The sequence below is a fragment of the Pseudaminobacter soli (ex Li et al. 2025) genome (assembly GCF_003012705.1).
Taxonomy (GTDB): Bacteria; Pseudomonadota; Alphaproteobacteria; order Rhizobiales; family Rhizobiaceae; genus Pseudaminobacter; species Pseudaminobacter soli.
This window is the reverse complement of record NZ_PXYL01000006.1, coordinates 139745-152673: the sequence shown is the minus strand read 5'-3', so window position 1 is coordinate 152673 and position 12929 is coordinate 139745. Positions and strand designations below refer to the sequence as shown.

11 protein-coding genes are annotated in these 12929 nt (G+C 62.9%); 1 reads left to right on the top strand and 10 read right to left on the bottom strand.

Annotation, left to right across the window (positions count from 1 at the left end; translation table 11 throughout):
• Nucleotides 1-66 precede the first annotated feature (66 nt).
• The 7 genes from C7I85_RS13980 to C7I85_RS13950 form a co-directional block, all read right to left on the bottom strand.
• On the bottom strand, nt 67-1068 hold the full coding sequence (locus C7I85_RS13980) for an ABC transporter ATP-binding protein (RefSeq protein WP_428832857.1): 1002 nt from the start codon (nt 1066-1068) through the stop codon (nt 67-69).
• Nucleotides 1065-2024, bottom strand: a complete 960-nt coding sequence (locus C7I85_RS13975) for an ABC transporter ATP-binding protein (RefSeq protein WP_106724603.1) — start codon at nt 2022-2024, stop codon at nt 1065-1067. Before C7I85_RS13975 ends, C7I85_RS13980 begins: the two co-directional genes overlap by 4 nt.
• Nucleotides 2021-2992, bottom strand: a complete 972-nt coding sequence (locus tag C7I85_RS13970) for an ABC transporter permease (protein WP_106724602.1) — start codon at nt 2990-2992, stop codon at nt 2021-2023. Before C7I85_RS13970 ends, C7I85_RS13975 begins: the two co-directional genes overlap by 4 nt.
• Complete coding sequence (locus tag C7I85_RS13965) at nt 2992-4008, bottom strand: ABC transporter permease (RefSeq protein WP_106724601.1); 1017 nt, start codon at nt 4006-4008, stop codon at nt 2992-2994. The genes C7I85_RS13970 and C7I85_RS13965 overlap by 1 nt, the downstream gene beginning before the upstream one ends.
• A gap of 23 nt (nt 4009-4031) precedes the next feature.
• Nucleotides 4032-5693 (bottom strand): ABC transporter substrate-binding protein, encoded by a 1662-nt coding sequence (locus C7I85_RS13960; RefSeq protein WP_106724600.1) that lies wholly within the window; start codon nt 5691-5693, stop codon nt 4032-4034.
• Nucleotides 5694-5710: 17 nt separating this feature from the next.
• Nucleotides 5711-6595, bottom strand: coding sequence for a proline iminopeptidase-family hydrolase (locus C7I85_RS13955; protein WP_106724599.1), 885 nt, complete (start codon nt 6593-6595; stop codon nt 5711-5713).
• 61 nt (nt 6596-6656) lie between these two features.
• Nucleotides 6657-8168, bottom strand: a complete 1512-nt coding sequence (locus C7I85_RS13950; RefSeq protein ID WP_106724598.1) for a leucyl aminopeptidase — start codon at nt 8166-8168, stop codon at nt 6657-6659.
• A gap of 192 nt (nt 8169-8360) precedes the next feature.
• Here C7I85_RS13950 and C7I85_RS13945 point away from each other — a divergent pair, with 192 nt between their 5' ends.
• Nucleotides 8361-9992 (top strand): HWE histidine kinase domain-containing protein, encoded by a 1632-nt coding sequence (locus C7I85_RS13945; RefSeq protein WP_245444939.1) that lies wholly within the window; start codon nt 8361-8363, stop codon nt 9990-9992.
• Between the two features lie 39 nt (nt 9993-10031).
• Here C7I85_RS13945 and C7I85_RS13940 read toward each other — a convergent pair whose 3' ends face one another.
• The 3 genes from C7I85_RS13940 to C7I85_RS13930 form a co-directional block, all read right to left on the bottom strand.
• The gene (locus C7I85_RS13940; protein WP_181257177.1) at nt 10032-10919 is read right to left on the bottom strand and encodes a branched-chain amino acid ABC transporter permease; all 888 of its coding nucleotides are present in this window, start codon (nt 10917-10919) and stop codon (nt 10032-10034) included.
• Nucleotides 10920-10949: 30 nt separating this feature from the next.
• A complete protein-coding gene (locus C7I85_RS13935; protein ID WP_210203044.1) occupies nt 10950-11687 on the bottom strand; it encodes an ABC transporter ATP-binding protein in 738 nt (245 codons plus the stop codon).
• 69 nt (nt 11688-11756) lie between these two features.
• Nucleotides 11757-12911: an ABC transporter substrate-binding protein gene (locus C7I85_RS13930; protein ID WP_106724596.1), complete on the bottom strand. Its 1155-nt coding sequence runs from the start codon at nt 12909-12911 to the stop codon at nt 11757-11759.
• Between the last annotated feature and the right edge of the window lie 18 nt (nt 12912-12929).

Below are 12929 nucleotides of genomic sequence, written 5' to 3'. Positions count from 1 at the left end.
TCTCGGCGCAACAAGGCTCTGGCGCGCCTACACAGCCGCGCCAGGGCCGTCTAAATCAACCGAATTTCATACGCTCGCCGGGAAATGGCAGGCGACCTTCCGGCCGGACTTGTGCTCGACCAGTGCCGGGCGTTCCGTGCGGCAGCGGTCCTTGGCGACAGGGCAGCGCGGATGGAAGCGGCAGCCCGCAGGAGGCTTGAGCGGACTTGGCACATCGCCCGACAGGATGATGCGCTTGCGGCGCCCGCTCGGCGTCGTCTCCACCACCGGCACCGCCGAGATCAGAGCCTGGCTATAGGGGTGCGCAGGCGCTGAGAACACCTCTTCCGAAGGCCCCTCTTCCACGATCGAGCCCAGATACATCACCGCAATGCGCGTCGACACCTGCCGCACCACAGACAGGTCGTGGGCGATGAAGATGTAGGTAAGCTTCAGCTTGTCCTGCAGATCGGCGAGCAGGTTGACGATCTGCGCCTGCACCGACACGTCGAGCGCCGAGACGGGCTCGTCCAGCACGACGAGGTCGGGATTGAGTGCAATGGCGCGCGCAATGCCGACGCGCTGGCGCTGGCCGCCGGAAAATTCGTGCGGGTAGCGTCCCACATGATCAGGCAGCAGGCCGACCAGATCGAACAGTTCGGCAACCCGTTCGCGAATACCGGCGGAAGTCAGCTTGGCGTGGACGCGCAGCGGCTCGGCAACCAGATCCCCTACCCGACGGCGCGGATTGAGCGACGCGGACGGGTCCTGAAAGACCATCTGCAAGCGCCGGCGGACGGGCCGCAGCTCGGCGAGCGACTTTGCGGTGATATCATCGCCATCGAAAAGGAGCTGGCCATCGGTGATGTCGTAGAGCCTGACCAGGCAGCGCGCCAGCGTGGATTTACCGCAGCCTGACTCCCCCACCAGGCCGACGGTTTCGCCGCGGCGCACCGTCAGTGAAACATTGTCGACGGCATGCACCACGCGCCGGCCTTCCGACGAAAAGCGGGTGCCGATGGAAAAGCGCTTGCTGAGCGCACGCGTTTCAAGAATGGGCTGGTCCGTTCCGGTCATCTGTTCGCTCATGCTTGCGCAACCCGGAAACAGGCAGCGGCGTGGCTGCCTCCGGCGAGGTCGGGCTTGCCCGCATCACAGGGCTCATAGCGCGCCGGGCAGCGTGGCCCGAAGGCGCAGCCCTTGGGCAGCCGCAGCAGCGATGGCGGCGAACCTGGAATTGCCGGCAGGCGGCGGGGTTTGTCGCCGGTCAATGGCGGGATCGAGCCGAGCAACGCCCGCGTATAGGGATGCGACGGATCGTTGAAGAGTTCCGAGCGGCTACCGCGCTCCACGATGCGCCCGGCATACATGACCATGACCCGGTCGGCGAGTTCGGAAACCACACCCATGTCGTGCGTGATGAACACCACTGCCGAATTGTGGGTCGCGCGCAGCTTGCGAACAAGGTCGAGGATGCCGGCTTGCACCGTAACGTCGAGGGCCGTGGTGGGCTCATCGGCCACCAGCAGTGCCGGGTTGCAGGACAATGCCATCGCGATCACCGCGCGCTGGCGCATGCCGCCCGAGAGCTGGTGCGGATAGCGCGACATGGCCTCCCGAGGGTTCGGGAAATTCACCTCCGCCAGAAGCTCCTCCACCCGGTCGAGCGCGGCCGACCGGCTGAGACGCTGGTGTGCCTGGATCTGTTCGGCGATCTGCCAGCCGATCGTATAGACCGGCGTCAGCGCCGTCATCGGATCCTGAAAGATCATCGCGATCTCGTTGCCGCGCAGGCGCCGCAGTTCGCGCGCCGGAAGGCCGACCAGTTCGCGGCCCTTGTAGCGGATCGAGCCCTCGATCACCGCATTGGGGTCGGTGATCAAGCCCATGACGGCCAGCAGCGACACGGTCTTGCCCGAGCCGGATTCGCCGACCACGCCAAGGATTTCGCCCTCTTCGAGATCGAAGGAAACGCCGTCGATGGCCCGTACCAGGCCATCGTCGGTGCGGAAGGACACTTTGAGGTCGCGCACCGAGAGCATCATGACGTTTTCACACGCGGATCGAGGAGAATGTAGACGAAATCGACCACCGCATTGGCAATCACCACGAACATGGAAGCGTACATTACGGTCGCCATGATCATCGGCAGGTCGAGGCTCTGCAGCGCGTCATAGGTCAGCTTGCCGATGCCCTGCAGGCCGAAGACGACCTCGGTCAAAAGCGCGGAGCCGCCCACCAGCGCGCCGAAATCGAGCCCGAACAGGGTCACGAAAGCGATGAGCGACGTGCGCAGGGCATGGCGCAGCAGGATGCGGGTTTCCGACAAGCCCTTGGCGCGAGCCGTCCGGATATAGTCTTCCTGCATAGATTCGATGATCGCCGCCCTGAGCACGCGGCCGTAGATGCCGATATAGAGGATGGCGAGCGTGATCCATGGGATCACCAGCGTCAGGAACCAGCCCTTCGGGTCGTCGGAAAAGTTCTTGTAGCCGAGCGGCGGCACCCAGGAGAACAGCCAGGTGTCGTGGTAGCGGCTCTGGGTGATCAGGTTCATCACCTCGCCCAGCCAGTAGACCGGCATGGAGATGCCAAGCAGGCCAAGCGCCATCAGCAGCCTGTCGAGCCAACTGTTGCGCGTGGCGGCGGCGGCGACGCCGATGATGATGGAAAACACCACCCACAAAACAGCCGCCCCGAAGACGAGCGAAAGCGTGATCGGGATGGAATCCAGTACCGCCGGTACCACCTTCCAGCCGCGATTGACGAAGGAGGTGAGGTCGCCGGTGATGAAGATCTTCTTCATCATCAGCGCATATTGCACATAGAGCGGCCGGTCGAAGCCGAAGCTGTGGCGTACGGCCTCAAGCACCTCCGGAGCCGCATTGCGGCCTGCGATGCGCGCCGCGGGATCGGCGCCGGGCGTGGCAAAGAAAATCAGGAATACGATGACCGAGATGCCGAACATCACGAACAGCATCTGACCGAGGCGGCGCAGGATCGGATAAATCATCAGTCGCGCCCCAGCCGGACTTTGGAGCGGGGGTCGAGCGCGTCGCGCAGGCCGTCGCCGAAGACGTTGAGCGCCATGACCGAGACGGCGATGGCGATGCCGGGCGCCAGCGCCACCAGCGGACGCGTATAAAGCAGCGCCTGCCCGTCCTGAATGATGGTGCCCCAGCTAGCGTCAGGCGGCTGCACGCCGATCGACAGGAAGGACAGCGCCGACTCCGTCAGCATGTTCAGCGCCATCATCAGAGGCACGAAGACGATGAGTGTTGTGGTGATGTTGGGTAGAATGTCTCGCCAGAGAATTCTCGGCCCCGGCACGCCGAGATTGATGGCGGCCATAACGAATTCGCTGTTGCGCAGCGCCAGCACCTGCCCGCGTATCGGCCGCGCTACATAAGGCACATAGACGATGCCGATGATGATGACGGGCAACCACAGGCTGCCCGACTCGATCGTAATCGGCCCGATCGAGATACCCTCCGCGATGGTGACGATGGAAAGCGAGATCGCCAGAAGGTAGATCGGAAAGGCCCAGAGTATGTCGAGAAAGCGCGACAGCACCGTATCGGTGACGCCGCCGAAATAGCCGGCGATCAGGCCCGCTGCCGTACCGAGGATCAGGGTCAACACGGTTGCGGCGCTCGAGATCAGCAAAGAGTTGAGGCCGCCATAGAGCATGCGGGCCATCACGTCCCGGCCTTGGTTGTCGGCACCCAGGAAATAGTTGCCGAGCCTCCAGGTAGGCCCGAGCGGCGTGTAGCCGAGCCCCAGGCCCTCCGTTGATTGCTCCATCACCGGCACGTCCTGGCCGTCGATGGTAATCACCGCATCCAGCGTCGACAGGAAGGGATCGACGCCAGCCCAGCGCGCATAGAGCGGCGCGCTGAGGCAGGCAAAGACTATGAGCAGGAAGATGGCAAGGGCAGCCATGGCTGCCCTGTTTCTCATCAGTTTCGCAAATGCGAGGGCCCAGGGCCCTCGCGCCTTGCGCGGCACGGCTACGACTTCACTCGACACGAAAGCAATCCGTCAACAGAGCGTCACTGCACCCATGCCTGAGTGAAGATCCAGTAGAACTGGGCGTTGAACTTGAAGTTGCCCAGGCGCTTGCTGACGAAGTCCACATGCTTGGGCGTGAACAGCGCTACGGCGGCCGCCTTGTCGGTGACCTCCTTGTCGACCTCGGACCAGAGCTTGTTGGCGGCGTCCTGATCGGTCACGCCGAGGTCCATGGCCTGCTTCATCTTGGCGTCGATGCCCTTGTCGCAGAAACCGGAAATGTTGACGGAAGCGTCCGAACCTTCGCGGAAGCTGTCGCAGCCGAACAGGATGTTCAGGAAGTTCGAGGCGGCCGGGTAGTCCTGATACCACTGGCTCACCGACATCTGCACCTTGTTGTTGGTGTTCTGGATGTAGGTGAACTGCAGGTTCGGCGAGATCGGCTTCACGTCGGCCTGGTAGCCGATGCTGGTCAGCACGCTTTGCAGATAGACGCCGATCGAGCGCGACACAGCGGTATCCTCGACGATGACCGTGACCTTCTGGCCCTTGGTGCCCGACTCCTCAACCAACTGCTTGGCCTTGTCGAGATCGGCCGCCGACCACTTGGCGCCGGGGTTCTTGGTGAACGGGCAATAGTCCACGTGGCCGGGGAAGTCCGGCGGCAGCACCTGGCAGACAGGCGAGCCCAGCACTTTGCCGCCGAAGAGGTTGACCAGCGTGTTGCGGTCGACCGCATAGGCGACCGCCTGGCGGGCCTTCTCATTGTCGAAGGGCGCAAGGTTGGTGTTGAGCGGGGCATACCACCACGCCGTCAGCGGCGAGATATGCACCTGGTCCATGTATTTCGTACCGAGCTCGACCAGTCGGTCGGTCGGCGGCTGGTCATACATCCAGTCCGCCTCGCCCTTCTGGATCGCGGTGACCGCCGCTTCCTCGGTGAGGCCGAAATCATACTGCACGACATCGGGATAGCCGTCCGGCTGCGCCTCCTCGCTCCACTGCTTGAAGTGGGGGTTGCGCTCCATCGTCATTCCTTTGTTCGGATCGTAGGCAGAGATCATGTAGGCGCCGGTGCTCGGAATGGGCTTGGAGCCGACGTCTTCCGTCGGCGTATCCGCCGGCAGGATGACTGCATGCGGCATGGCAAGCTTGTCGAGGAATTCGGCATCCGGCTTGGTGATATTGATCGTTACCGTGCCTGCAGCCTCGTCACCGACGACGCCGCCCTCCAGCGTACAGGTGCTTGTCTCGGCCAGGCATTTATCGGCCCCGACAATGCCCGCATAGAAGGTGCCCGAGGTCGGCCCGGAAACCTTGAAGATGCGCTGGAACGACGCGACCACGTCCTTCACGCCCAGCTCATCGCCGTTGGAGAACTTGATGCCCTTGCGGATCTTGAAGGTGAAGGTCTTGCCGTCGTCACTGACCTGCGGCATGTCCTCCGCAATGTCGGCGACGATCTTGAAGCCGTCCTTTCCGTCCGCCTTCCTGAAGGCGACCAGGCCGTCATAAAGCGGCTGGAAAACCTGCCAGTATTGCAGGGTGTAGTTGATGTGCGGGTCCAGTGTGCCGGCGGCCGAACGGGCCAGCAGGCGCAAAGTGCCGCCGCGGTGCTCCTGCATATTGTCTGCGTGGGCTGCCGAGAGCGACCCGCAGGCGAGCAATGACGCGGCCGATGCGGCCAGAAGCAGTTTCTTCATAGAAGTTCCCCTTGTTGTCAATTGTCATGCTCGTCGAGGAACGCGCCCACGACTTGCATGCATCTTTCTTGTTCTTCCACATGCGGCATGTGGCTAGACTGTTCGAATATCTCCCAGCGCGATCCCTCGATGCCGTCCTTGTAGGGCTGCACGGTCGCAGGCGTCGCCTCGTCGTGGCGACCAGAAATGATCAGGGTGGGCACATTCACCACCGGCAGCCGGTCGATGATGCTCCAGCTCTTCAACGTGCCGATGACGAAGAATTCGTTCGGACCGTTCATGACGTTGTAGACGGTGGGGTTGCGCGCCACCTGCTCGAAGCTCTCGGAGACTTCCGGCGGAAACGGCACCACGCGGCAGACGTGGCGCTCATAGAAATCCATGGTCGCCTTCTGGTAGTCGGGATGATCCGTAGTGCCGGCCTGCTCGTGGCGGGTAAGTGTTTCCTGCACGTCCTTGGGCAGATCGGCGCGCAGCCGGTTGGCTTCCTCGACCCACAGCTTCATCGAAGCGGGCGAGTTGGCAATGACTAGCGATTGCAGCCCATCCGGCCGCGTTACCGCATATTCGGCACCCAGCATGCCACCCCAGCTCTGGCCAAGCACATGAAAGCCCGACCGCATGCCGAGGTGATCGACAAGGTTGTTCAGCTCATCGATGAAAAGCTGGGGCGTCCAGAAATCGGCCCCTTTGTCGGGTAGCAGAGTGGAGTTGCCGCAACCCAGCTGGTCGTAGTGGATGACAGGCCGGCCCTGGAGGGCCAGATGCTTGTAGGAGTCGACGTAGTTGTGCGCGACGCCGGGGCCGCCGTGCAGGATAAATACCGGCGTCTTGCCGGCCTCCAGGTCACCCGAAATTCGATACCAGGTTTCGTAGGCGCCAAAGCCGGCGCGCCCTTCCATACTGCTGATCAAGACATGCCCCTCCCCGGCATTCAAGCAAGCTATACAGTGCTGTCCGGGGTCACAACTGTTTTGTCCGCGTGACCCACTCTTCCAGCATCTGCACGCCGTAGCCCGTCGCGCCCTGCCGGCAGTACGGCCGGTCGGCCTCGGTGAATTCCTGCCCCGCAATGTCGAGATGCACCCAGGGACGATCCTCGGTGAAATGCCGAAGGAACGCCGCGGCATATGGCGCGTCGCCCGCTTCGAGATCCTTGGCGTGGTGCCGTAGGTCGGCGAATGGCGACTGCAGTTCTTCGTCATAGGCACGGTCGAGAGGCATGCGCCAGAAGCGTTCGCCGACCGTCTCGCCGGCCGCCATGATGCCCGCCGCGATGGCGTCGTCATTGCCGAAAAGCCCCGCGAAAATCTTGCCGAGGCCGCGCGTCACCGAATAGGTCAGCGTAGCAAGGTCCACGATCGCAGCAGGCTGGAAACGGGTAGCGGCATAGTGGAGGCAATCGGCCAGCAGCAGTCGGCCCTCGCAATCGGTATCGAAGACCTCCACGGTCTGGCCCGACAGTGTGGTGATGATGTCGCCCGATTTGAACGCCTTGCCCGAGGGGAGATTTTCGGCAATGCCCAGCACGCCGACCGCATGGACCGGGCTGCCCTGCCGCGCCAGCGACAAGATGAGGCCCGCAACCGTGGCCGCCCCGGCCATGTCGCCCTTCATGTCGAACATCTGAGGGCCGTTCTTGGCGCATAGCCCGCCTGAATCGAAGCAGATGCCCTTGCCGACGAAGGCCAGCGGCGTATCGGCCGAGCCTGGACCGCGATATCGCAGAGCGATGACACGAGGGGGATGGGCAGATGCCGAACCGACCGCCAGCAGCGCGTTCATGCCAAGCCGTTTAAGCTCGGCCTCTTCGAGCACTTCGATCTCTACACCTGCGTCGCGAAGCGGTCCGAGATGCTCGGCAAAGCTGTCCGGATGAAGGTGATTGGCCGGCAGGTTCACCAATGTGCGGGTAAGCTCTACACCCTCGGCAATGGCGTCGATACGAGCCATATGCAGAGAAAGGTCCTGCTCCGAAACGCCGACCAGGCGAATGCGCCAAGCCGCTTCGGCTTCCGCGCCCTTGCGCTGGCGTCGAAGATCGAAGCGGTAGCGCCGCAGGCGCATGCCGAGCGCAAGACGCGCCAGCAACTCCGCAGGCTGGATGGCGCTACCCTCGATCGTGTCGAACACGATGACGGCATCCCCTTCCCGTTCCTCTTCGAGATGAGCCGCCAGCGCTCCGCCAGCACGCATCGCGGACAGCGCACTTACGGTCGCCCCTTCGCCAACCCCCAGCACGACCACCCGCCGCGCCGAAAGGGAGGCCGGCGCCAGAATATCGAGGCATTCTCCATTGGCGCCGGAAAACCGCGGACTGGCGCATGCACGGGTCAGCGCGCCATTAGTGGCTGCATCGAGCGCGGCCGCCCTTTGTCCCAATCCCTGTTGCCCCGCCTTGAGGACCACAATTACCGAGGCATCCGCTGGAATTTCACTCGTGGCTTCAAAGACCGGGACCGGCGACAGGGGCATTGGAAATCTCATTTGCTTTGACGACGCAGCACCTTAGACATCGGTGGGGGCAAGCTGAAGGGCGACAGCAGCGTCAATCTGCTAGGCCACGAGGCCTCGCGGGCTCGGCGGTGTTTCAACAGGCGTTAGGCGCGAAAGCCGCGCGTCGCAGCGACCCGAAATGCTGTCTCTGCTTGTCGACAAGAGGCATTGGTGGTTACCTTCCAGTTGGCCCAACGATGCCTGGGATGCGTAGCCCTGGGATGGTGGATCATGCTCAGTGCCGGTGAAGTCGACGACAAAGCGAAGAGGCTACTCACCCCGAACCGAGCCTGGCTTTATTACCTCGTGTTTGGCGGTGCCTATTCGGCACTCTTCACTCTCGGCGTCTACACGGAAAACAACATCATCCTGTCGCTTGTCTGGCCGGCCAACGCGTTCATGCTGGGCATGCTCGTGCGCTTTCCCTTGTTGGCACGGCCTCCGGGCTGGATCGCTTGTCTTCTCGGCTTCGCGATCGCCATTGCGGCAGTCGGTTATGGGCCTGCCGTAGACGCAGGGTTAGCAATATATAGTTTCGGCGTCGTCGCCATCGGCTACGTCCTCCTCTCCAGCTTCGACCGGTCAGACCAGCGGCTGGAGCGCCCGACCTCAATCCTATACCTTCTTGCCGCCGTGGTGCCCGCATCCCTTTACGCCGGGATCGCGGGCTCGGTCCTGAACGGCCCAGTGTTCAGTACCCCGCCGACTGTCAGCGCTTTTCGGTATTGGTTTTCGGTCGAGCTTTTGAACCAGCTTGCCTTCTTGCCAATGATCCTGGCTTTCCCAGAGGATCGTCATTGGGCGCGGCAACTGCCCTTGACCCTACACGATCAGGCGCCGATCATCGTCCTGGCGCTCTCGGCTGTTGTAGGCATATTTTTTGGAGGAATGGCCGCCTTCGCCTTCCCGGTCCCGGCTCTACTCTGGTGCGCGATTTCCTATCGCGTTTTCCTCACGGCGTTGCTGACATTCGCGTTCTGCGCATGGGCGGTCATCGCGACGACAATGGGCTATATCGACGTCTCGAATCTCAGCCAATCGACGGTCCTGTCGATCAGCATGGGCGGTGCGCTCATCACATTGGGCCCGCTCATCATCTCGACCACGACGGCGACGAGGAACGAGGTTCTCGACCAGCTCAGATATCTCGCCGCCGAGCGCGAGATCGTTTCCAATGAGCTCGAGCATCGGATCAAGAACCTGTTCGCATTGGTCAACGGGTTGGTCAGCCTGTCCGTGCGGGACAATCCTTCAATGAGGCCGCTTGCGAAGACGCTGAGGGATCGGCTTGTGGCATTGCAGCAAGCGCAAGGTCTTATTTGGACCGGCAGCGCGTCTTCCGCCGCCGCCGGCAAGCTTACTTCGCTAAGGGAACTGATCGCAGTGCTGCTCAGCCCCTATCAGGGCGATGCGGACAGCCGATTTGCCATCTACGGCGACGACGCTTTCGTCGATACCGGGATTGTGACCCCCCTTGCCCTCGTTTTCCATGAACTGGCAACGAATTCGGTCAAGCACGGCGCCTTGGGTGACCCGACTGGCATGCTGGAGGTCCACATCAGGCGCGACATCGATGAGTTGCGCATCAAGTGGACAGAGAAGGTCTCCCGGCCGAATGACCCACCAGGCATCACCGCCACCGGGTTTGGCTCGAAGCTCCTGGATCTCACGATCAAATCGCAATTGCGAGGAAGCTACAGCCGCACCTGGACCGCGGGACGTATGGACATCGAGATCAACCTGCCCGGCAAGCTGTTCCACGCCGTCCCGCACGAGCCGGGCGATCTCGCCCAGGAGAGCTGACAGCTCTTCGCGGGCGGTCAGCCAACTACCCCGTTCTGTTCAGAGTTTCAGCGCGACCTTTCGGGCGAGCAGGCCTTGCGGTGCAAAGAGCAGCACGCCGATGACCAGCAGGATGGTGAAGGCATCGCGGTAGCCAAGCAGGTTCTCGGGGAGATAGGCCTGCAGCAGGACTTCGATGAAGCCGAGCAGGAAGCCGCCTGCCACCGCGCCAGACAGGCTGCCCAGGCCGCCGATGATGGCCGCGATGAACGCCTTGAGCACCGGCAGGAAGCCCATCAAGGGATCGACGCTGCCGCGCTGCGCCACCCAGAGCACGCCTGCCACGCCGGCAAGCAGGCCCGAGATGGCGAATGCGGTGGCGACGACTGCGTTGGCGCGAATTCCCATCAGCCTGACGATGGCAAAGTCTTCCGAGGCGGCGCGCATCGCGCGGCCCAGAACAGTCGTACGCAGGAAGATGTTGAGCCCGACCAGCATGACGACTGTCATGAGGATCGAAATGGCCTGGATGATGCCGATATGCAGACCGGCGATCTCAATCGTCCCCGAAAGGCTCATCGGCATGGGCACGGGCTTGGGCCGGGCCGAGACAAAATTCTGGAACAACACGCGCAAGATGGCGCTGACGGCAAAGCTCGTCAGAAGCAGCGTCGTGCCGCTTGCGCCACGCACGGGCCGGAAGGCGATCCGCTCCATCAAGAGCACCAGCACGACTGCCACGACAATGGCGACGATCACAGCCACGCCGAAGGGCAAGCCGGCGATCAGCGCAAAGCACATGCCGTAGCCCGCGGCTGTCATTAGCTCGCCATGAGCGAAATTGATCAGCCCCATGATCGAAAACACCACGGCAAGGCCGAGCGCCAGCAGGGCATAGGTGCCGCCAAGGCTGAGCGCATTGACCAGTTGTTGCAGGAAAATATCCATGTTCCGGCTCTTCTTTCCTTGGCCCTGCCGTCACGCGCCGAGATAGGCGCCCTGAATTTCGCTGGAATCGCGCAGCTCCGCCGCCGTGCCCGAAAGCACGATCTTGCCGTTGGCCATCACATAGCCCGCATCGGCGATTTCGAGCGACAACGAGACGTTCTGCTCGACCAGCAGAATGGTGAGGCCCTGCGCGCGCAGCCCCGCGATGAGTTCGAAGATCATGTCGACCACCTGCGGTGCGAGACCAAGCGAAGGCTCGTCGAGCAAAAGCAGATCGGGCGAGGACATCATGGAGCGCGCGATGGCCAACATCTGCTGTTCGCCGCCCGACAGCGAACCCGCCTTCTGGTGCAGGCGCTCCTTCAGGATCGGAAACCGGCTCAGCATGTCTTCGCGAACTTCGCCGATGGCGCCGCGCGCGCTATGCACGGCCCCGCCGAGCAGCAGATTTTCGTCGACGCTGAGGCTCGGGAAAATCCTGCGCCCCTCTGGGGTCAGGGTCATGCCCATGCGCACGATCTGTTCCGGCGCGAGGCCCGAAATGTCGCGTCCGCCAAAGAGGACGCTGCCCGCCTTTTTCGGAGCGAGGCCGACAAGCGCGTTGAGGGTGGAGCTTTTGCCCGCCCCATTCGCGCCAAGCAGCGTTACGATCCGGCCCTTCGGGACGACGAGATCGACGCCTTTCAGAGCTTCTACCGGGCCATAGGCGACACGCAGGCCCTTCACTTCCAGCAAGGGAGCCGTCGCGGAATTCTGGTTCGCATTCATCAGGCAAGTCCCTGCCGTCAATCACCGGTTGGAGGCCCCCTCCCGCGGCGCAGGAAGGGGAAGAGACGATCAGGGAGCAGGAACGTCGGCCGCGTCGGGCACGCCCTGCCCGACCAGCGAGCGGTTGCCGCCGTCGATGCGGACGAGAGCGACCGAGCGCAACGGCATGCCCTGCGTGCCGGCATAGCTGATGGAGCCGGTGACGCCCTCGACGCCTTCGAGCGAAGCAATGGCATCGCGGATCGCCGGGGCCTCGGTGCTGTCGGCTTTGGTGACCGCGGCATCGATCACCTTGCCAAGATCGTAGCCGTTGGCGATGTAGACCGTGTCCGGGTCCTGCCCGAACTTCTCCTTGTACTTGGCGTTGAAGGCAGCGAGCGGGCTTCCCTCGGTGGCGAAACCGGCCGTGGTGAAGACCACGCCATCGACCAGCGAGCCGAGGCCGAAGGTGGTGGGCGAGTCGATGCCGTCGCTGCCGAGGATCGGCGTATTGACGCCCGCACCGCGCAGCTGGCGGATGAAGGCGGGGAAATCCGGTTCATAGGCCGCCGTCATGATGACGTCCGGCGCGGGATCGAGCGCCTTGATCTTGGTGACCTCGGCGCTGAAATCCTGCTGGCCCATGCTGAAAGTGCCCTCGCCAAGAACTTCGCCGCCCTTGGCCTTGAAGGCAGTGGCGAAATATTCCGGCAGCTTCAGCGTGTATGCGGTGTCGGGCGACTTCAGGACATAGGCCTTCTGGTAGCCTTTTTCCCTGGCATATTTGGCAAGCACGGCCGCCTGCACGTTGTCGGCCGGATAGTTGCCGAACATGTAGTCGCCCACCGCCAGCGTCATGGTCGGCGTGGTGGCGCAGAAGGAGAAGGTCGGGATCTGGGCAGCTTGCGTGATCTGACCTGCCGCGATCGAAGGATCGGCGTCGCAGGGCGTGATCAGGATCTTGATGCCATCATCGACGAGTTCCTGCGCCACGAGCGCGGTCTGGGCCGCGTCGGAGCGGGTGTCCTTCGCCACGAGCTTGATCGGATACTTGCCGGCGATGCCGCCCTTGGCGTTGATCTCATCCACCGCCATCTGCAGGCCCTTCAGCGACGGCTGGTCGTAGGGCGCCAGGCCGCCCGTCTGTGCCGTCGCCAGTCCCACCAGCAGATCCTCCGCCATGGCCGGGAAAGCGGTGCCCGCAAGAAGAGCCGCAAGGCTCGCAACTTTCAGAACCATCTTCATGTTTGTCGTTCCCTTTTG

Bases quoted from the DNA above. Each gene is read 5' to 3' on its own strand.
- C7I85_RS13980 (WP_428832857.1), bottom strand. From the start codon at position 1,068: ATGAGCGAACAGATGACCGGAACGGACCAGCCCATTCTTGAAACGCGT.
- C7I85_RS13975 (WP_106724603.1), bottom strand. From the start codon at position 2,024: ATGATGCTCTCGGTGCGCGACCTCAAAGTGTCCTTCCGCACCGACGAT.
- C7I85_RS13970 (WP_106724602.1), bottom strand. From the start codon at position 2,992: ATGATTTATCCGATCCTGCGCCGCCTCGGTCAGATGCTGTTCGTGATG.
- C7I85_RS13960 (WP_106724600.1), bottom strand. From the start codon at position 5,693: ATGAAGAAACTGCTTCTGGCCGCATCGGCCGCGTCATTGCTCGCCTGC.
- C7I85_RS13955 (WP_106724599.1), bottom strand. From the start codon at position 6,595: ATGGAAGGGCGCGCCGGCTTTGGCGCCTACGAAACCTGGTATCGAATT.
- C7I85_RS13950 (WP_106724598.1), bottom strand. From the start codon at position 8,168: ATGCCCCTGTCGCCGGTCCCGGTCTTTGAAGCCACGAGTGAAATTCCA.
- C7I85_RS13940 (WP_181257177.1), bottom strand. From the start codon at position 10,919: ATGGATATTTTCCTGCAACAACTGGTCAATGCGCTCAGCCTTGGCGGC.
- C7I85_RS13935 (WP_210203044.1), bottom strand. From the start codon at position 11,687: ATGAATGCGAACCAGAATTCCGCGACGGCTCCCTTGCTGGAAGTGAAG.
- C7I85_RS13930 (WP_106724596.1), bottom strand. From the start codon at position 12,911: ATGAAGATGGTTCTGAAAGTTGCGAGCCTTGCGGCTCTTCTTGCGGGC.